General features: G+C 51.6%; 20 protein-coding genes, 2 tRNA genes and 1 other annotated feature. Of the genes, 6 read left to right on the top strand and 16 right to left on the bottom strand.

The window, feature by feature from the left end:
• Positions 1-491: 491 nt before the first annotated feature.
• The 3 genes from clpB to rluD form a co-directional block, all read right to left on the bottom strand.
• Entirely contained in the window at positions 492-3065 is a 2574-nt protein-coding gene (gene clpB / locus FD737_RS23340) for an ATP-dependent chaperone ClpB (protein ID WP_160834679.1), read from the bottom strand.
• 124 nt (positions 3066-3189) lie between these two features.
• Positions 3190-3915, bottom strand: a complete 726-nt coding sequence (gene yfiH, locus FD737_RS23335) for a purine nucleoside phosphorylase YfiH (RefSeq protein WP_034822250.1) — start codon at positions 3913-3915, stop codon at positions 3190-3192.
• Positions 3912-4892, bottom strand: a complete 981-nt coding sequence (gene rluD / locus FD737_RS23330; RefSeq protein ID WP_034822248.1) for a 23S rRNA pseudouridine(1911/1915/1917) synthase RluD — start codon at positions 4890-4892, stop codon at positions 3912-3914. Before rluD ends, yfiH begins: the two co-directional genes overlap by 4 nt.
• Before the next feature lie 130 nt (positions 4893-5022).
• On the opposite strand from rluD, the gene bamD reads away from it, so the two are divergent.
• The 4 genes from bamD to pheA all read left to right on the top strand — a co-directional run bounded on the left by bamD (position 5023) and on the right by pheA (position 7764).
• The gene (gene bamD / locus FD737_RS23325; RefSeq protein ID WP_160834678.1) at positions 5023-5763 is read left to right on the top strand and encodes an outer membrane protein assembly factor BamD; all 741 of its coding nucleotides are present in this window, start codon (positions 5023-5025) and stop codon (positions 5761-5763) included.
• A gap of 266 nt (positions 5764-6029) precedes the next feature.
• Positions 6030-6356: a ribosome-associated translation inhibitor RaiA gene (gene raiA, locus FD737_RS23320; RefSeq protein ID WP_034822244.1), complete on the top strand. Its 327-nt coding sequence runs from the start codon at positions 6030-6032 to the stop codon at positions 6354-6356.
• A 97-nt stretch (positions 6357-6453) separates the two neighbouring features.
• Positions 6454-6578, top strand: a sequence feature (Phe leader region).
• Entirely contained in the window at positions 6455-6502 is a 48-nt protein-coding gene (gene pheL, locus FD737_RS23790) for a pheA operon leader peptide PheL (protein ID WP_202404643.1), read from the top strand. (Overlaps the previous feature by 48 nt.)
• A 22-nt stretch (positions 6579-6600) precedes the next feature.
• A complete protein-coding gene (gene pheA / locus FD737_RS23315) occupies positions 6601-7764 on the top strand; it encodes a bifunctional chorismate mutase/prephenate dehydratase (protein WP_038645247.1) in 1164 nt (387 codons plus the stop codon).
• Positions 7765-7797: 33 nt separating this feature from the next.
• Here pheA and tyrA read toward each other — a convergent pair whose 3' ends face one another.
• The 7 genes from tyrA to ffh form a co-directional block, all read right to left on the bottom strand.
• Positions 7798-8919 (bottom strand): bifunctional chorismate mutase/prephenate dehydrogenase, encoded by a 1122-nt coding sequence (tyrA, locus tag FD737_RS23310; protein ID WP_160834677.1) that lies wholly within the window; start codon positions 8917-8919, stop codon positions 7798-7800.
• 6 nt (positions 8920-8925) lie between these two features.
• The gene (locus FD737_RS23305) at positions 8926-10005 is read right to left on the bottom strand and encodes a 3-deoxy-7-phosphoheptulonate synthase (RefSeq protein ID WP_034822238.1); all 1080 of its coding nucleotides are present in this window, start codon (positions 10003-10005) and stop codon (positions 8926-8928) included.
• Between the two features lie 473 nt (positions 10006-10478).
• On the bottom strand, positions 10479-10829 hold the full coding sequence (gene rplS, locus FD737_RS23300; protein ID WP_034822234.1) for a 50S ribosomal protein L19: 351 nt from the start codon (positions 10827-10829) through the stop codon (positions 10479-10481).
• Positions 10830-10872: 43 nt separating this feature from the next.
• Entirely contained in the window at positions 10873-11637 is a 765-nt protein-coding gene (trmD, locus tag FD737_RS23295) for a tRNA (guanosine(37)-N1)-methyltransferase TrmD (RefSeq protein WP_202404642.1), read from the bottom strand.
• A 35-nt stretch (positions 11638-11672) separates the two neighbouring features.
• Positions 11673-12221: a ribosome maturation factor RimM gene (rimM, locus tag FD737_RS23290; RefSeq protein ID WP_034822227.1), complete on the bottom strand. Its 549-nt coding sequence runs from the start codon at positions 12219-12221 to the stop codon at positions 11673-11675.
• Between the two features lie 18 nt (positions 12222-12239).
• Positions 12240-12488 (bottom strand): 30S ribosomal protein S16, encoded by a 249-nt coding sequence (gene rpsP / locus FD737_RS23285; protein WP_007893313.1) that lies wholly within the window; start codon positions 12486-12488, stop codon positions 12240-12242.
• Positions 12489-12630: 142 nt separating this feature from the next.
• Positions 12631-13992 carry a signal recognition particle protein gene (gene ffh, locus FD737_RS23280; protein ID WP_034822223.1) on the bottom strand — a complete coding sequence of 454 codons (1362 nt, stop codon included), beginning with the start codon at positions 13990-13992 and terminating at the stop codon, positions 12631-12633.
• 166 nt (positions 13993-14158) lie between these two features.
• Here ffh and FD737_RS23275 point away from each other — a divergent pair, with 166 nt between their 5' ends.
• Positions 14159-14953, top strand: coding sequence for an inner membrane protein YpjD (locus FD737_RS23275; protein ID WP_038645240.1), 795 nt, complete (start codon positions 14159-14161; stop codon positions 14951-14953).
• 13 nt (positions 14954-14966) lie between these two features.
• Positions 14967-16253, top strand: a complete 1287-nt coding sequence (locus FD737_RS23270; protein WP_045816444.1) for an HlyC/CorC family transporter — start codon at positions 14967-14969, stop codon at positions 16251-16253.
• Positions 16254-16308: 55 nt separating this feature from the next.
• Here the strand turns inward: FD737_RS23270 and luxS are convergent, their stop codons facing one another.
• The 6 genes from luxS to FD737_RS23240 form a co-directional block, all read right to left on the bottom strand.
• Positions 16309-16824 carry an S-ribosylhomocysteine lyase gene (gene luxS / locus FD737_RS23265; protein WP_034822217.1) on the bottom strand — a complete coding sequence of 172 codons (516 nt, stop codon included), beginning with the start codon at positions 16822-16824 and terminating at the stop codon, positions 16309-16311.
• A gap of 150 nt (positions 16825-16974) precedes the next feature.
• Complete coding sequence (gene gshA / locus FD737_RS23260) at positions 16975-18579, bottom strand: glutamate--cysteine ligase (protein ID WP_097117949.1); 1605 nt, start codon at positions 18577-18579, stop codon at positions 16975-16977.
• Positions 18580-18610: 31 nt separating this feature from the next.
• A complete protein-coding gene (locus FD737_RS23255; protein ID WP_058962330.1) occupies positions 18611-19039 on the bottom strand; it encodes a YqaA family protein in 429 nt (142 codons plus the stop codon).
• Positions 19036-19602: a fructose-1-phosphate/6-phosphogluconate phosphatase gene (gene yqaB, locus FD737_RS23250; protein WP_058962329.1), complete on the bottom strand. Its 567-nt coding sequence runs from the start codon at positions 19600-19602 to the stop codon at positions 19036-19038. Before yqaB ends, FD737_RS23255 begins: the two co-directional genes overlap by 4 nt.
• 233 nt (positions 19603-19835) lie before the next feature.
• Positions 19836-19912 (bottom strand) — tRNA-Arg (locus FD737_RS23245).
• A gap of 60 nt (positions 19913-19972) precedes the next feature.
• Positions 19973-20049, bottom strand: a tRNA-Arg gene (locus FD737_RS23240).
• Positions 20050-20112: the final 63 nt, after the last annotated feature.

Genomic DNA, 20112 nt, shown 5'->3' with positions numbered 1-20112 from the left:
GATCAAACTCTTCAATTTAAAGTTTGATTTGCTGCAACAAGTGCAGCGATGCTCATCTGTAAAACGTCATAATGAATTTCATTATGTGTTCACTCGTGAGACTTGATATTTTTTACGTCCGGAGACGCTGATATCAATCCTGCGAGTGCCCACACAGATTGTCTGATAAATTGTTAAAGAGCGGTGCAATCAGCGCCTTAAGCTGCTGTTGCGAGGTGGCGTATATTACGCTTTCCTCCTTCAGAGTCAAACACTTTTTTCAGCGCTTTTCTCCGGCGGGATAAATTTCTTCACTCCCTGCTGAGCCGTCTGCGTTGCCGCTTTGCCGTCTCAGTGGTGGCGCAGTATAGGGATTTCTGATGGACTGACAAGCGTTAATTTAAAGTTTTTGCACGACCGCTCACTTTTCGGCCAATGCGCTGAAATTAGCAACGAATTGGCATCAATCGGGCAAAAAAACGGGCCCGAAGGCCCGTTTACGTCAAATCTCATCACTGATGTGCGACGATGACATCATCTTTAACATCCATTTCAATGGTTTTACCCGGAACAAAAGCACCAGAAAGAATCTTCTGCGCCAGTGGGTTTTCAATTTGCTGCTGAATAGCGCGTTTCAATGGACGTGCACCGTATACCGGATCATATCCATGTTCACCCAACAGCTTCAGCGCTGCATCCGTGATATGCAATTGGTAGCCACGTTCATCCAGACGTTTGTACAACCGCTGCAGCTGAATCTGCGCGATAGAAGCAATATGCTGCTCGCCAAGCGGATGGAACACCACCACCTCATCAATACGGTTAATGAACTCTGGGCGGAAATGCGAACCTACCACCGTCATCACCATATCTTTCATTTCCGGATAGTCCAACGCACCGAAACGTTCCTGGATCAGGTCAGACCCAAGGTTAGAGGTCATAATGACCACGGTATTACGGAAATCGACCGTACGTCCCTGCCCATCGGTCAAGCGCCCATCATCCAGTACCTGCAACAAGATGTTGAAGACATCCGGATGAGCCTTTTCGACTTCATCCAGCAGAATCACGGAATAAGGGCGACGACGTACTGCTTCTGTCAAATAACCGCCCTCTTCATAACCCACGTAGCCCGGAGGTGCACCGACTAAACGCGATACCGAGTGTTTTTCCATAAACTCTGACATATCAATACGCACTATGGCGTCATCGCTGTCGAACAAGAAGTTAGCCAGCGCTTTACTCAACTCGGTTTTACCCACACCGGTTGGCCCAAGAAACAGGAACGAGCCAATTGGACGATTAGGATCGGACAGACCCGCACGACTACGGCGAATCGCATTCGATACCGCATCAACCGCCTCGTTCTGGCCAATCACACGCGCATGCAGCTCTTGCTCCATCCGCAACAGTTTCTCGCGCTCACCTTCCATCATTCGTGCTACTGGAATGCCGGTCCAGCGTGCCAGCACATCAGCAATTTCCACATCTGTTACGCGGTTACGTAACAATTTCATGGTTTTGCCTTCTGACTGCGTGGCAATAGTGAGCTGCTTTTCCAGCTCTGGAATTTTGCCGTATTGCAGTTCAGACATTTGCCCCAGGTCACCAGTGCGTCGCGCCTGCTCCATCGCCAGACGAGCTTGCTCCAGTTCCGCCTTAATGTTCTGCGTCCCCGTCAGAGAGGCTTTTTCCGCTTTCCACTCTTCTTCCAGCTCAGCGTATTCACGCTCTTTCTGATCGAGTTCCGTTTCCAGCATCTCCAGACGTTTGATACTGGCATCGTCCGACTCTTTCTTCAGTGCCTGTTGTTCCAGCTTTAACTGGATGATGCGGCGTTCCAGACGATCAAGCGACTCCGGTTTCGAGTCCATCTGCAAACGAATGCTCGATGCTGCCTCGTCAATCAGGTCAATTGCCTTATCTGGCAACTGGCGATCGGAGATATAGCGGTGCGACAACGTGGCCGCTGCCACAATCGCCGGGTCAGTAATCTGCACATGGTGGTGTAACTCATAGCGCTCTTTCAGGCCACGCAGAATAGCAATGGTGTCTTCCACGCTCGGTTCAGCCACAAAGACTTTCTGGAAACGACGCTCCAGCGCCGCATCTTTCTCAATGAACTGGCGATACTCATTCAGCGTGGTAGCACCCACGCAGTGCAACTCACCACGCGCTAATGCAGGTTTCAACATGTTACCGGCATCCATGGCGCCATCGGCTTTACCCGCGCCAACCATGGTATGCAACTCGTCGATAAACAGAATGACGTTGCCTTCCTGTTTTGCCAGATCGCTCAGCACACCTTTCAGGCGCTCTTCGAACTCACCACGATATTTAGCACCCGCCACCAGCGAACCCATGTCCAGGGCCAACACGCGGCGACCTTTCAATCCTTCTGGCACTTCACCATTGATAATGCGCTGCGCTAACCCTTCGGCAATCGCAGTTTTACCTACGCCGGGTTCCCCAATTAATACCGGGTTGTTTTTGGTACGGCGCTGCAATACCTGAATGGTACGACGAATCTCTTCATCACGACCAATCACCGGATCTAACTTGCCAAGCTCGGCGCGCTCGGTCAGATCGATGGTGTATTTTTTTAAAGCCTGGCGCTGATCTTCAGCCCCTTGATCGTTCACGTTCTCTCCTCCCCGCAATTGCTCGATGGCCTTAGTGAGTTTTTCGGTGGTTGCACCAGCGGACTTCAATAGGTCCGCCAGCGAACCACGAGAGTCGAGGGCCGCCAGAACAAATAATTCAGATGATATAAAGTTGTCGCCGCGCTTTTGCGCGAGTTTGTCGCACAGGTTCAGGACCCGAATGAGATCGGCTGAAGGCTGTACATCGCCATCCGTACCTTCTACCTGCGGCAGTCGGTTGATAGCTTGTTCGATGCTGGTACGCAGACCAGCCACATCGGCACCTGCTGCGCTAAGCAACGGACGCACCGATCCGCCTTCCTGATTGAGCAAAGCGCTCATCAAGTGAAGGGGTTCGATAAATTGATTGTCGTGTCCCAGAGCAAGGGACTGAGCATCGGCAAGGGCCAACTGGAATTTATTAGTAAGACGATCCAGACGCATGATTCCTCCAATACAGGTCAAAATGCTACTGGAGATTAAATGAGGTCATCCCTCAAATATTTCAAGGTTAATGACCTGTGTTGCGAACAAAAAATACGCTACTGGATCGTCTTGCGGCGTAAGATTATCTCAGCCAAATCAAAGTTGCCATACGCCCGGTGATTCCATCTCGTCGGTAGGAGAAAAAATCATTGGCTTCGGTGAAAGTGCAACGCTGTGAACCACTGATAGAATGCACTCCAGCGGCCTGAAGTCGCTGACGCGCTAGCTGCCAGATATTCGCAAAAAATTTGTCACCAACCGGGCGAAAAGCCGCATCGGCTTGTACATCGTGCGCCAAAAAGGCTTCACGCACCTCAGCACCGACTTCAAATGCCTGCGGGCCGATAGCGGGTCCAAGCCAGGCGTGGATCTCACGGGCTGGTGAGCGAAACTGTTGCAGCGTCTGTTCCAGCACGCCGTTACACAGACCACGCCAGCCAGCGTGAGCAGCGGCCACTTCACTGCCATCATCACTGCAAAACAACACCGGCAAGCAATCCGCCGTCATGATGGCGCAGACTACACCGGATTCGCGGGTGATGGCCGCATCTGCATTGGGTAATAACTCGTCCGCAGGCAAACGCACAACGTCCTGCCCATGCACCTGATTAAGCCACTGCGGCATGGCGGGCAGCAGTTTATCTTTCAAATGCTGACGATTTTGCAAGACATGCGTTTCAGCATCGCCAACGTGCGCCCCAAGATTCAGCGAATCCCAGGGCGCAGTGCTAACACCGCCATGTCGCAAGGTGGAACATGCCTGAACGCGCTGCGGTGCAGGCCAGTCAGGAATGATCCACTCACTCATAGCCAATCCATTTGATCGCGGAACTCATGGGTATCGGCTTTCAGCGCGTCAATCAGATCGACCATGTCTTGCGGCAACGGCGCATGCCATTCCATCTCAATGCCGGTGATGGGATGGTAGAGACGCAGCATGGTGGCATGCAGCGCCTGACGGTCAAAACCGCGCAGCGCGGCGATGAACGCATCTGATGCACCTTTAGGCGGACGCGGACGACCGCCGTACAGCGGATCACCCACTAATGGATGGTTGATATGCGCCATGTGCACACGAATCTGGTGAGTACGACCCGTTTCCAGACGCAGACGCAGACGCGTATGAGCACGGAAATGCTCCATGATGCGATAATGCGTGGTCGCGGGTTTACCCATAGGGTGTACCGCCATGTGGGTGCGTTTGGTGGAGTGGCGCGCCATCGGCTCATTAACCGTGCCGCCTGCCGTCATGGTGCCAATCGCAACCGCTTCATATTCACGGGTAATCTCGCGCAGCTGCAGCGTTTCCACCAGATGCGTCTGAGCGGGAACGGTCTTCGCCACCACCATCAAACCGGTTGTGTCTTTATCAAGACGATGGACGATCCCAGCACGCGGGACGTCGGCAATTGGTGGGTAATGATAAAGCAGCGCATTCAGGACCGTACCATCCGGATTACCTGCCCCAGGATGCACCACCAGGCCACGCGGTTTGTTGATGACCAGAATATCATCGTCTTCATAAACGATGTTCAGGGGAATGTTTTGCGCTTCCCAGCGCTGCGCTTCTTCGATTTCAGCATCGATAGACACCTGCTCACCGCCGAAAACTTTCTCTTTCGGTTTATCGATGATGGTGCCGTTGACGCTGACGCGACGCTCAAGGATCCATTCTTTTATGCGGGAACGTGAATAATCAGGGAACAATTCCGCCAAAGTCTGATCTAAGCGTTGTCCAAGCTGTGCTTCGGACACCGTTGCGGTGAGTTGAACTTGTTGTGCCATATACAGCTTCTTCGTTAACGTTGGGTTTTCACGGCGATGCCGTTTAATATAATGTGCTATCGTACCAGGTCATAACCGGGAGCTATACGGACAGCTTCCGCTACAACACTTTGAGGATAATCATTTCGTCATGACGCGTATGAAACATCTGGTGGCTGCTGCCACATTGAGCCTGAGCCTGGCTCTGGTGGGTTGTTCCGGCTCATCGGATCCCGTTCCGGACAGCCCGCCATCTGAAATTTACGCTACAGCCCAGCAAAAGCTGCAGGACGGTAACTTTAAAGCGGCGATTAAGCAACTGGAAGCACTGGATAACCGCTACCCGTTTGGCCCTTATTCGCAGCAAGTACAGCTGGATTTAATCTACGCGTATTACAAAAATGCCGATCTGCCACTGGCGCAAGCCGCTATCGCTCGCTTTATGCGCCTGAATCCGACTCATCCAAACATCGATTACGTCATCTACATGAAAGGCCTGACGGATATGGCGTTGGATGACTCTGCACTGCAGGGCTTCTTCGGTATCGATCGTTCAGATCGTGATCCGACGCACGCTCGTGATGCTTTCCGTGACTTCTCACAGTTGCTGCGCAGCTATCCGAACAGCCAGTATGCTGAGGATGCGCAGAAACGTTTAGCCTACCTGAAAGAGCGTCTGGCGAAGTATGAACTCTCGGTGGCGCAATTCTATACCAAGCGCGGGGCCTATGTCGCCGTTGTTAACCGTGTTGAAGGGATGATGAAAGATTTCCCGGATACCGAAGCGACGCACAAAGCGCTGCCGCTGATGGAAAATGCCTACCGCCAGCTGCAGTTAACCGCAGAAGCGGACAAGGTAGCGAAGATCATCGCGATAAATAATCAGTCCTGATTTTACTACCAATAAAAAAGCAGCCTTAATGGCTGCTTTTTTTGCCGAAAATTCAGCCAGATTGCTGATTATCCGCTGCGGTTAACTCATCAATCTTGCTCTTTTCATCCCTGCCCTTCAAGCATTTTCCGCGATTTTATGAGCCTTTCTCACAATTCACTGGCATTGACAAAAAGTGACATTCCAATGTGATCTATATCACACTTTTTCCTGATTTACGCGGTATGCTGGTCCTACCCAGACGGAAATGACAGAGAGGTTTAACTATGATTCTGAACATTACCAGCAAACAAATGGAAATCACTGCGGCTATCCGCAACCATGTCGAAGACCGTCTCGCCAAGCTGGAAAAGTGGCAAACTCACCTGATAAATCCGCACATCGTGTTATCGAAAGAGCCGAAAGAATTCGTGGCTGATGCCACCATTAACACACCGAACGGCACGCTGGTTGCCAGCGCGAAACACGAAGATATGTACACGGCTATCAACGATCTGATTGCCAAGCTGGAGCGACAACTTAATAAGGCGCAGCACAAACCTGAAGCGCGCCGCGCAACCAGCAGTATGAAAGATTTCACCCCTGCGGGATAAATAGACCTTTTCCAGTAACGCGCCTGCGGGCGCGTTTTTTATTGACAGCTTTAAATCACTGCGGTTACTCTCAATCCACTTTATTGCTGGAATCATACATGAAACATCTACCGTTCTCCTTCGCATTCTTTTTTACCTTCCCCTGATTGGGAGGTGATTCGTCGTGTGAAAATGAATGCGAAGACGAACAACAAAGCCTCCCAAACGGGAGGCTTTTTTATTGGACATTTTACAGGTGAGCCCTATGAATCCCGAAAATCCGCTGCTGGCATTACGCGATAAGATCAGCGCCGTTGATGAAAAGCTGTTAACGCTGTTATCTGAACGCCGTTCGCTGGCGGTTGAGGTGGCGCAAGCAAAGCTCGCGACCCATCGCCCGATTCGCGATGTTGAGCGTGAACGCGCACTGCTGGAAAACCTGATCTCACTCGGCAAAAAGCACCAGCTTGATGCGCACTACATTACTCGTCTGTTCCAACTGGTGATTGAAGATTCGGTACTGACTCAGCAAGCGCTGCTGCAGAAAAACTTAAACCACCCGCACGCACACGCGCCGCGCATCGCATTTCTGGGTCCTAAGGGTTCGTACTCTCACCTCGCGGCGCGTAAATACGCCACACGTCATTTTGATTCCATGGTTGAGATGGGCTGCCTAAAATTCCATGACATCATTCATCAGGTGGAGAGTGGCCAGGCCGATTACGCCGTGATGCCAATCGAAAATACCAGCTCAGGCTCGATTAACGACGTCTATGACCTGCTGCAGCAAACCACGCTCTCCATCGTTGGCGAGCTGACCATCCCAATCGAACACTGTGTGCTGGTCAACGGCAATACCGACTTACAGCAAATTGAAACGGTTTATAGCCATCCTCAGCCATTCCAGCAGTGCAGCCAGTTCATCAATCGTTTCCCACAATGGAAAATCGAATATACCGAGAGCACCGCAGCGGCAATGGAAAAGGTCGCGGCGATGAATTCACCAAAAGTGGCGGCTCTGGGCAGTGAAGCGGGCGGTGAGCTGTATGGTCTGCAGGTGTTAGAACGGAATTTAGCTAACCAGCAACAAAACCATACCCGCTTCATAGTGCTGGCACGTAAGCCAATTGAAGTTTCTGGCCAGGTACCAGCCAAAACCACATTGATTATGGCTACCGGTCAGCAAGCTGGTGCACTGGTTGAGGCTCTGCTGGTGCTGCGTAATCACAATCTGATCATGAGCAAACTAGAAAACCGCCCAATTAACGGCAACCCATGGGAAGAGATGTTTTACATTGATGTGCAGGGCAATCTGCAATCGGAGAACATGCAGCTGGCGTTGAAAGAGCTGCGTGATTTGACGCGATCTTTGAAAGTACTCGGCTGCTATCCGGGTGAAAATGTTGTTCCGGTGGAACCGCGACTGTAAATGAAAAAGGCATCCTTGCGGATGCCTTCTCTTTTATTGCCGGCTATCGTTAGCCGAACGCAACATGCTTCGGCTCTCTACCAGGAAGCGTTGAGCGTAATCGCCAAACCAGTGCGCCACACCTTCAAAGCTCTTGATGAACGCCTGTTTATCGCCCTGCTCCAGCAATTTAATCGCATCACCAAAGCGCTGGTAATAACGCTTAATCAGCGCCAGATTACTCTCCGAAGACATGATGATGTCTGCGTAAAGCTGCGGGTCCTGAGCAAACAGTCGACCAACCATCGCCAGTTCCAGGCGATAAATCGGTGAGGACAGCGCCAACAGTTGATCAAGGTTGACGTTCTCTTCCGCTAAATGCAAACCATAGGCAAAAGTGGCAAAGTGACGCAGCGCCTGGATAAAGGCCATGTTCTGGTCATGCTCGACCGCGCTGATGCGATGTAAACGCGCGCCCCAAACCTGAATCTGCTCCAGGAACCACTGATAGGCTTCTGGCTGACGACCATCACACCACACCACCACCTGCTTCGCCAGGCTACCGCTATCCGGACCAAACATCGGATGCAAGCCCAGCACCGGGCCAGTATGCGCCGCCAGCATCGCCTGCAGTGGACGGTTCTTCACCGATGCCAAATCCACCAGGATGCAGTCTTCCGGCAGTGTTGGTAATTCGGCGATGATCTGCTCGGTCAGATGAATGGGCACACTAATGATGACCATGCCCGCATCTTTGAGCAGCTCTTCAGAACGATCCCAATCGCCCTTGTCCAGAATACGGACCTGGTAACCTGACAGATTGAGCATCTTTTCAAACAAGCGCCCCATCTGGCCACGCCCACCAACAATCACCACCGGGCGCAGCGTTGGGCAGAGCGTTTTGAAGCCTTTGTCGTTTTCATGCGCATAAGATTCACGCATCAGGCGACGTAAGACATCCTCAATCAGATCTGGCGAAACGCCGAGCGCCTCGGCTTCCTGACGGCGTGAAGCCAACATGCTGGCTTCACGTTCTGGCATATAAATCGGCAAACCATAACGGCTTTTGACCTCACCTACTTCAGCTACCAGCTCAAGGCGTTTGGCTAATAGCCCAAGCAGGGCTTTATCGACTTCATCAATTTGATCGCGTAGCGCGGTCAGTTCAGCCACCATGACTCTTTATTCCTCGTGTGACAGACGTGCCGACAGCACTCCCTGCAGATCCTGATGGATTTCACGCAGCAAGGTTTCCGTGGTTTCCCAGTTGATACAGGCATCCGTGACGGAAACACCGTATTTCATTTCGCTACGTGGCTGCTCAGAAGACTGATTGCCTTCGTGAATATTGCTTTCCAGCATCAGGCCAATAATGGAACGATTTCCATCTTTAATCTGCGCAATAGCCGACTCGGCTACGCCAGGCTGACGGCGATAGTCTTTATTAGAATTACCATGGCTGCAATCTATCATTAAGGCCGGACGCAGTCCCGCTTTCAGCATCTCTTTTTCACACTGCGCAACATCTTCAGGACCGTAGTTAGGCGCTTTACCACCACGCAGGATTACGTGGCCATCCGGGTTGCCCTGAGTCTGTAACAGGCAAACCTGCCCCGCCTGATTGATGCCGACAAAACGGTGTGGCATCGCTGCAGCGCGCATGGCGTTGATTGCGGTGCCCAGGCTGCCATCAGTGCCGTTTTTGAAGCCGACAGGCATTGATAAACCAGAAGCCATCTCGCGGTGTGTTTGTGACTCGGTAGTACGGGCACCAATCGCAGACCAGCTGAACAGATCGCCGAGGTATTGTGGACTATTAGGATCCAGCGCTTCAGTGGCCAGCGGCAGGCCCATTTCCACCAGGTTCACCAGCAGCTGACGCGCAATGTGCAGCCCGGCTTCCATATCAAATGAGTTGTTCATGTAAGGATCGTTGATCAGCCCCTTCCAGCCAACGGTGGTACGGGGTTTTTCAAAATAAACGCGCATAACGATATACAGCTGATCCTTCAACTGTGCAGAGAGAGTTTGCAGCTGACGAGCATATTCCAGTGCGGCTTCGGTATCGTGAATTGAACAAGGACCACAGACCACCAGCAGGCGCGGATCGCGGCCAGCAATAATATCGGCAATGGTCTGGCGAGAAGCAGCAATCTGCGCTTCCTGCGCCGCAGTGAGCGGGAACTTAGCTTTCAGCTCTTGCGGGGTGATTAAAATTTGTTCGTCGGCGATATGCACATTGTTCAGCGCGTCTTTCTGCATGATGGCGATCCTTTTTAACTCGTGTATGCGGTTTGGGATCCTCACTGAGGATGGCGCTTACTCTACCACAGCCTGTAATGGATGCAATCCACACATGTACACTTTTATTACCAACCCATTCAAATGCACCGAGGAATATAATAAAAACACATTAAAAACATTAAGATAAATCACAAACAAGCAACAACCCGATCCATCTATATGTAAACATTGCATTACACCTGTAATTTTTAACTTCTACCCTTTTCTGAAAGCATCACTCAATACAGGCTAACAATGATATTCCCGGATCCATCTGGCATCTTTTGCATCGCCGCGATTTTGAACAGTTTCAAATGTCTTACCGATACCCCATTTGCTATCGACTGACCAGACAGAAACCTTGTATCGCGATGCTCCTTAGAAAGCGCCCATAAAAAAAGGGGCTGGCCCTTAGGCCAACCCCTTGTTTGCTATTAACTTTGGGATGTCGCTTACGCGCCCAGACGCTCTTTGATACGAGCTGACTTACCGGTGCGCTCACGCAGGTAGTACAGTTTGGCTTTACGTACAGCACCACGACGTTTGACAGAAATGCTGTCAATTACCGGAGAGTGAGTCTGGAAGACACGCTCAACGCCTTCGCCGTTTGAAATCTTACGAACAGTGAATGCAGAGTGCAGACCGCGGTTACGAATAGCGATAACCACGCCCTCGAATGCCTGCAGACGTTTCTTAGAACCTTCAACGACCCATACTTTCACTTCCACGGAATCACCCGGACGGAATGAAGGTACGTCCTGCTTCATCTGCTCTTGTTCAAGTTGCTTGATAATGTTGCTCATAATTAAATCTCTATATCCTGGGTAAACTGATAGTCAGGGAAGATTACTCTTCCACCTGATGGTTTTGTTGCTGCTGATGTTCCCGTTGGAACTCATTTAGCAACCGTGCTTGCTCTTCAGTCAGAGCCAGGTTTTCCAGAAGTTCAGGTCTTCTTAGCCAGGTACGGCCTAGCGACTGTTTCAGGCGCCAGCGGCGAATATCGGCATGGTTGCCCGACAGTAAGACTGGCGGAACCTCCATCCCTTCTAACACTTCAGGTCGGGTGTAGTGCGGGCAATCCAGTAAACCTTCCGAGAACGAATCCTCATCGGCTGACGCCTGCTTGCCCAATACGCCGGGGATAAACCGGGCGACTGAATCAATCAACGTCATGGCTGGTAGCTCACCACCACTGAGTACGTAATCACCGATTGACCATTCTTCATCAATCTCAGTATGAATCACGCGCTCATCAATCCCTTCATAACGACCACACACCAGAATCAACTTCTGGTTGGTCGCCAGTTCGCAAACGCCCTGTTGGTCCAGTTTGCGACCCTGAGGTGAAAGATAAATCACCTTAGCACCTTCTCCCGCCGCCGCTTTCGCTGCGTGGATTGCATCCCGTAAGGGTTGCACCATCATCAACATTCCCGGTCCGCCGCCGTAAGGACGTTCATCCACGGTACGGTGCCGGTCGTGCGCGAAGTCACGAGGACTCCAGCTTTGAATGTTGAGCAGGCCATTTTTTACTGCCCGGCCAGTTACCCCGTACTCGGTAATAGCGCGAAACATCTCTGGAAACAGGCTAATAACACCAATCCACATCGCGTTCGCCGTTACGTTACCGGATTGTCCGGAGATCAAAAACCAGGATCCCAATCTACTTCAATCGTGCCAGTAGAGAGATCGACTTTCTTGATAACCTGTTCATCAAGAAACGGGATTAACCGCTCTTGCGCACCGAATGCATCTTTCAGGTTTGCCTTAACAACGAGAACGTCGTTCGAACCGGTTTCCATCAAATCAATGACTTTGCCCATTTCGTAACCGTCGAGGTTTACCACTTTGCAACCCATAAGGTCTTTCCAGTAGTAATCCCCCTCTTCCAGCGCTGGCAGCTGAGCAGAATCAACCGTAATTTCGCAATTGGTTAACTGTGCCGCAGCGTCCCGATCGTCAATGCCTTTGACTTTGATGATCAGGTCCTGATTGTGGTGCTTCCAACCTTCCAGTTCGACCTGCTGCCATTTACCGGCACGCTGGATGAACCAGGGTTGGTAGTCGAAGATGCTTTCAGCGTCTTCAGTGGAGGAAAACACTTTGAGCCAACCTCGAATGCCGTAAGCGGCCCCCATTTTCCCCAATACAATTGGGTTAACGAGAGGCTGTGCGGCAGGTTTAATGCTCATGCTAACCACCGTGACAGATTAAGCTGCTTTTTTTGCTTCTTTGATCAGCGCGTTAACGCGATCAGAAAGCGTTGCGCCCTGGCCAACCCAGTGCTCAATACGGTCCAGATCCAGACGCAGACCTTCAGCCTGACCAGAAGCGATCGGGTTGAAGAAACCTACGCGCTCGATGAAACGACCATTACGCGCATTGCGGCTGTCAGTAACGACGACCTGATAGAACGGACGCTTTTTCGCGCCGTGACGTGCCAAACGAATTGTAACCATAACATCCTCATTAGTTAATAAAGCGCTCGGGCTCCATCGAGGGATGGAACCCGAGCGCAATATAAAAAGCCCGAAAATTTTACTCATTTTGGCGAAAAAAGCAACCTGAGCGTGTTAATTTTCTGGCTGTGTGCCGCTCGCCTTAGCGACCGGGGAATCCGGGCGGCATCATACCTTTCATGCCACGCATCATTTTGGCCATGCCACCCTTCTTCATTTTCTTCATCATGCGCTGCATGTCGTCGAACTGTTTCAATAAACGGTTAACGTCCTGCACCTGCATACCTGAACCGGTGGCAATACGGCGCTTGCGTGAGCCCTTGATGATTTCCGGTTTCTGACGCTCTTTGGTGGTCATCGAATTGATGATCGCCTCCATACGCACCAGCACTTTGTCATCCATCTGCGATTTCACGTTGTCTGGCAACTGCCCCATGCCCGGCAGCTTACCCATCAGGCTGGCCATGCCGCCCATGTTGCGCATCTGCTTCAGCTGATCGAGGAAGTCGTTGAGATCGAAGCCATCACCGGTTTTGAGTTTCTTCGCCAGCTTCTCCGCCTGTTCGCGGTCAACTTTGCTCTCGATATCTTCGATCAGCGACAGTACGTCGCCCATGCCGAGGATGCGTGAGGCGATACGGTCTGGATAGAACGCTTCCAGTGCTTCCGTCTTCTCACCCATACCCATGAATTTAATCGGCTTGCCGGTGATATGACGAATAGACAGCGCTGCACCACCGCGCGCATCACCATCCACTTTCGTCAGAATCACGCCCGTCAGTGGCAGCGCTTCATTGAAGGCTTTTGCCGTGTTTGCCGCATCCTGACCGGTCATGGCATCGACCACAAACAAGGTTTCCACCGGATTGATCGCGGCGTGTACCTGTTTGATCTCGTCCATCATCGCTTCATCAACGTGCAGACGACCGGCGGTATCCACCAGCAGCACGTCGTAGAATTGCAGCTTCGCTTCTTTCAGGGCGTTCTTCACGATGTCGACAGGCTTTTGGCTCAGATCGGAAGGACAGAAGTCCACGCCAACCTGCTGCGCCAGTGTTTCCAGCTGTTTAATCGCCGCCGGGCGATAAACGTCGGCAGAAACCACCAGCACTTTCTTCTTATGCTTCTCGCGCAGGAACTTACCCAGCTTCGCCACGCTCGTGGTTTTACCCGCACCCTGCAGGCCCGCCATCAACACCACAGCCGGCGGCTGTGCGTTCAGATTGAGCGCATTATTTTCTGCACCCATTGCCGCAACCAGCTCGTTGCGAACAATTTTGATAAATTCCTGGCCAGGCGTCAGGCTTTTGTTTACATCCTGACCTACCGCCGCTTCTTTCACGCGGTTGATGAACTCACGCACGACCGGCAGCGCAACGTCCGCTTCCAGCAATGCCATGCGCACTTCACGCAAGGTGTCTTTAATGTTGTCTTCGGTCAGCCTTCCGCGGCCGCTGATATTGCGCAGGGATTGCGACAAACGATCGGTTAAATTATCAAACATGCTCTCTCACTTAGGACCGTAGCGAGGCCGCCCGGGCGGCACAATGCGGCGGATTATAGCACGAAGCCACAGCGATCTCTGCAATTGACCTTCAGATCGTTTGGAGCCTGATGCAGCTGGCGCTATACTGGTTTTTTCCTTATCTGACCGACACCTGAAAGGATCTATGTTCGTTTTCGCGATCGTGGCGCTGTTCGCCTACTCCCTCAGTCTTGCATTGATCATCCCCAGCCTACTGAAACGCAACGGTGGCTGGCGTCGTTTTGCCGTACTTTCTGCTTGCGTCGCGTTGATCGCCCATGCGGTTGCACTGCAACAACGCATTTTTGCCGTCGATAACGGACAAAACCTCAGCCTGCTAAATATCGGTTCGCTGGTGAGTTTGCTGATCTGCGCGATCATGACCATCGTTGCATCGCGCAATCGCGGTTGGTTACTGTTGCCGATTGTCTACGGCTTTGCCTTGATTAACCTCGCCTTCGCCACCTTTGTGCCGAATGCCTTTATTACCCATCTCGAAACCACGCCGGGCATGATGATCCATATCGGCCTGTCGCTGTTTGCCTACGCTACGCTGATTATCGCGGCACTGTATGCGCTGCAGCTGGCATGGATTGATTACCAGTTGAAAAATAAGAAACTGGCTTTCACCCAGGATATGCCGCCGCTGCTGAGTATTGAGCGTAAGATGTTTCATATCACGCAAATTGGTGTAGTGCTGTTGACGCTGGTGCTGTGTACCGGTCTGTTCTTCATGCATAACCTGTTTAGCGCGGAGAATGTCGATAAAGCGGTGCTGTCCATTCTTGCCTGGTTTGTTTATATCGTTCTGCTCTGGGGACACTATCATGAGGGCTGGCGCGGACGCCGCGTCGTCTGGTTTAACTGCGGTGGTGCACTGCTGCTGACCATGGCCTACTTCGGCAGTCGCGTGCTTCAGCACCTGCTCACTTCTCACTAAAGGAATTTTTGCGTTGGAACATGTTTCAACCACCACGCTGATCGTTACGCTGGTCATCATGGTGCTGGTCTCTGCGTACTTCTCCGGTTCAGAGACCGGCATGATGACGCTCAATCGTTATAAATTGCGCCACAAAGCCAAAAGCGGTAATCGCGCGGCTCGTCGTGTCGAAAAACTTTTACGCCGTCCTGATCGCTTAATCAGCCTGGTGCTGATAGGCAACAACCTCGTGAATATCCTGGCCTCCGCATTGGGTACCATTGTCGGTATGCGTCTTTACGGCGATGCGGGTGTGGCAATTGCCACCGGGATCCTGACTTTTGTGGTGCTGGTGTTTGCTGAAGTGCTGCCGAAAACCATTGCAGCGCTTTACCCCGAAAAAGTCGCCTATCCCAGCAGTGTGCTGCTGGCGCCGCTGCAGTATGTGATGCTGCCTTTGGTCTGGCTGCTCAACACCATTACCCGCATTCTGATGCGCATGGTTGGTATCAAAACGGAAGGCTCCATCAGTTCAGCCCTAAGTAAGGAAGAGTTGCGTACCATTGTATATGAGTCCCGCTCACTGATGTCTCGTCGTAATCAGGACATGCTGCTGTCGGTGCTGGACCTGGAAAAGGTCAGCGTTGATGACATCATGGTGCCACGCAATGAAATTGTCGGCATTAACGTCAACGACGACTGGAAATCGATTGTTCGCCAACTGAGTAATTCCCCGCATGGCCGGATCGTGCTGTTCCGCGATTCGCTGGATGATTCGGTTGGCATGCTGCGCGTGCGTGAAGCCTGGCGCATGATGACCGAGAAGAAAGAGTTCAACAAAGATCGCCTGCTGCGCGCCGCTGATGAAATTTACTATGTGCCGGAAGGTACACCGCTGAATGTCCAGCTGGTGAAATTCCAGCGTAATAAGAAGAAAGTCGGCTTAGTGGTCGATGAATATGGTGACATCAAAGGGCTGGTGACCATTGAAGACATTCTGGAAGAGATTGTTGGCGATTTTACGACGTCCATGTCTCCTTCGCTGGCGGAAGAAGTGATGCCGCAGAATGATGGCTCAGTGCTGATTGAAGGCAGCGCCAACGTGCGTGAAATCAATAAAGCCTTTAACTGGACGTTACCCGAAGACGAAGCACGCACCATCAATGGCATGCTGCTGGAAGCGCTGGAAGAGATTCCGCTGGTCGATACACGCGTGAAAATCGGGAAGTACGATGTGGATATCCTCGACGTGCAAGACAACATGGTGAAGCAGGTGCGCATTACCCCGCATCATCCGCTGAAATCCTCCATCGGTTCCTGAAGCCAAAAAAAACGCCGCGAACATCGCGGCGTTTTCATTTCTGCTCAGACAGGCACTAGATGTGCAGCTCTTTCAGCTTCTCAGCCGGCAGTTTCAGATCTTCGTTACGGTTCACACCAATCTCATGCGCCAACACGTTACGCGCAATCTGCTGCGCTTCGTCGAGTGAGTGTAGCTTGTAGCTACCACACTGGTATTCATTCAGTTCCGGGATCTGGCTCTGTTCTTTCACTTTCAGAACATCTTCCATCGCCCCTTTCCACGCTTTCGCTACACGCTGCTCGTCTGGTTCACCAATCAAGCTCATGTAGAAGCCGGTGCGGCAGCCCATTGGCGAGATATCAACGATTTCCACGCCATCACCATTGAGGTGATTACGCATAAAGCCAGCGAACAGGTGCTCCAGCGTATGGATGCCGCGCTCAGTCAGAATATCGATATTCGGACGGCAGAAACGCAGGTCAAAAACGGTGATGGTATCGCCATGCGGAGTATTCATGGTTTTTGCAACGCGCACAGCGGGTGCGCCCATGATGGTGTGATCAACAGTAAAACTATCCAGTAGTGGCATACGTCACCTCCTGTTTTGAGATTTTTTTTAAAACGATGAAACTTTTCCGTTCGCCCAACGTCTGAATATATGAAAGACGCGCATTTGTTATCATCATCCCTGACAACAGAGATGTTAATTTTGGCCACAATGATGTGGCCATTTTCTTTTTTAGCCTTCGCGACCTGCCAGATAACTTTCGAAATCCAGCGTATCACTCTGTTCCAGCTTTTCCTGCGCCTGTACCGATTCCAACGCCTGACGACTGAAGTCATCTTCGGTCAAAATCTCTAACGGCTCTTCACACAGCAGATGGCGATACTGTTCAGCCAGTGCCACACCTGCGCCGGTTAAGCCATTTTCTTTGATGGCATGCAGAATACGCGCTGAATAGGTTAGCTCAGGATCATCAAACGATGCCACCAGTTGATCGCAAACCTGTTGATATTGCGTGCTGCCATAATTGCTGTCGAGCACCTCGGCAACACGACGCAGATCGGCAAACAGGGCTTTACCTACATCTACCAGCGGATGTTCTGTATCGCTACAACCTACACCAATCACCTGGCCCGGCTTACGTCCTTCCATGACCACGCGGTTCCAGTTTTTACGGCTGCATAACAGCTCGTCAGAACTCATCTCAGGCGCATCCGCCAGGGTACACCAGATCAGGAACAGGTCGAGGAAACGCGCCTGGTTAGCATCCACGCCAATGGCAGAGAACGGGTTGATATCCAGAGAACGCACTTCAATGTACTCGATACCGCCGCGTAACAACGCATCCGAAGGCGCTTCACCCGAACGTGTCACACGTTTTGGACGAATAGGTGCGTACAGTTCGTTCTCAATCTGTAACACGTTGGTGTTCAGCTGCAGCCAGTTGCCGTCGGCATCTTTGGTGCCCATGGCCGCATACTCTTCTGACGGCGTTTTAATCGCTGCTTTCAGCGCAGCAACGTAACCGTCGAGTGAGTTGAAGGTGATGCCCAAACCGCTCTGCGACTTATTGGTGTAGCCCAAATCACTGAGGCGCAGCGAGGTGGCATACGGCAGCCACAACGTCCCCTTGCCGTCCGTTTCAAAGGGTAATTTGCTTTCACGTCCCTGCAGGAACGATGAAGAGATCGCTGGAGATGCACCGAACAGATAAGGGATCACCCAACCAAAACGATAATAGTTGCGGATCAGACGCAGATATCCAGCAGAAATGGTCTCTTTTCCGCTTTCCGCATCTTTTACATCTGCCCACTCCTGCCAGAACGACAGTGGCAGCGAGAAGTTATAATGCACACCTGAGATAATCTGCATCAGTGCGCTGTAGCGATTTTTCAGTCCCTGCCGATAGAGGGTTTTCATCTTGCCGATGTTAGAGCTGCCATATTGCGCCAGCTCAATGCTATCAACATCTTCAACATAACCCGGCATACTGAACGGCCACATGCGTTCCTGACCTAACTCTCGCGCAGTGTGGCGATGTATATCACGCAGGAAGGCCAGTGACCGATCAATGCTTTGATCGACAGGTGTAATGAACTCCAGCAGCGTTTCGGCAAAATCGGTGGTAATCCAACTGTGCTTGAGCGCCGAACCCAGGGATTCAGGATGTCCGGTGGTTGCCAGGTGACCATTCGGATTGACGCGCAACGTCTCGCGTTCAATGCCACGGCCGATACCCTTTAACGCGTCGGGATGTGCTTCCAACCAGGAAAGCGCTTTTGATACGTCCGGGATCACATTAACCTCCCGCTGTGCGAATAATTTATTTTTGTTCAGCATAATGTTAACCGTAGCCTCGAATCTGTGCGAATCAATGCCACCATTGCATTGTTTGTAATGTGGCGGTCGCGATAACGATATAACGCAGCGTTTTACCGATGGCGAGGAACAGCACCGAGGGCAGCCAGGCAAAGCGCAACCAGCCTGCAAGCACGCAAAGCAGGTCGCCCACTACCGGCAGCCAGCTTAAAAGCAGCGCTGCAGGACCCAATCGATGTAACCACGTCATTGCTGTGTCATGCCATCGCCCCTGCCCTTTTGGCGGCATGAGGCGACCGAGAATAATGTTGGTCAGGCCACCCAGCGTGTTTCCCACTGATGCGGCCAATAACAATCCATAGATCGAACCCTGTTGGGCGATCAGCAAAGCAATCAGCACAGCCTCTGAACTTCCTGGAAGCAGGGTGGCACTCAGAAAGCTACTGCCGAATAACGATCCATAGGTCAGAATTTCATTCACAGTAAACGGACATCAACCACATCCATGCCCGCGGCTCGCGCCGCCTGAACACCAAAGTCAGCATCTTCAAATACCACACAGCGTTCAGGTGCCACGCCCATTAACTCGGCGCAGCGTAAAAAGGTATCGGGTTGGGGTTTATGGCGCTGCACATCATCCGCGCCGACAACGGCATCAAACAGATGATAGACACCCAAGGCTTCAAGCAGGGCCTTTGCCAGGCTGTGTTCACTGCCAGTACCCACCGCCATGGGACGACGACCGTGATACGCTTTTACCACGTCCATTAACGGTAAAGGGCGTACATCATCCAGCAACATCGCCTTGAGCGCTTCGGTTTTCTCTGCGGCCAGCAAATGAGGGTCATGCTCAGCGTTGTTCTGCTCAAGAATGTACTGCGCCAGCTGCCAGGTGGGCGCGCCATTAAAACTCACCATTTTTTTCTCATCCATGGTGAAACCGTAACGGCTCAGCACCTGCTGCCAGGCTTTTCGATGTGTCGGCTCAGTATCAAGGATTGTGCCGTCCATATCGAAAATCAGGGCGTCATATTGGTCGTACATTGTCACTCCATCGAGCACCACAAAATGAGCCATTACTTTAGCGTAATGCGCTTAGGTTGTCGCCAGGTGTGCTTAACAGCAAATGCTTTGAAAGCATTAGCTATTTTTGTTTTCGGAAAAAGGTCAGGTAGCGATACCCGGGATAAATGGCGGTTATATAAGTGATTTTTGCGTGATGAAGAAAAATGAGAAGTAAATTCAGAAAGCGGGCGTTGATTGTTTCGAACAGGAGATGGTGCATCCAGGAGGATTCGAACCTCCGACCGCTCGGTTCGTAGCCGAGTACTCTATCCAGCTGAGCTATGGATGCATTGGGGTCTAACTGATGTTACGGATGAAACAGTTTGAGAATAGCATGAAGAAAACAGAATGGTGCATCCAGGAGGATTCGAACCTCCGACCGCTCGGTTCGTAGCCGAGTACTCTATCCAGCTGAGCTATGGATGCATTGAGAGATTTTCTTACGATGGACTTACTGCAATCAACCTGGGAATGATACGAAGAATGGTG

Origin of the sequence: Pantoea sp. Seng, assembly GCF_009829935.1 — a bacterium.
In the GTDB taxonomy this organism is placed as follows: domain Bacteria; phylum Pseudomonadota; class Gammaproteobacteria; order Enterobacterales; family Enterobacteriaceae; genus Pantoea; species Pantoea communis.
This window is presented reverse-complemented; position numbering and strand designations above follow the sequence as displayed.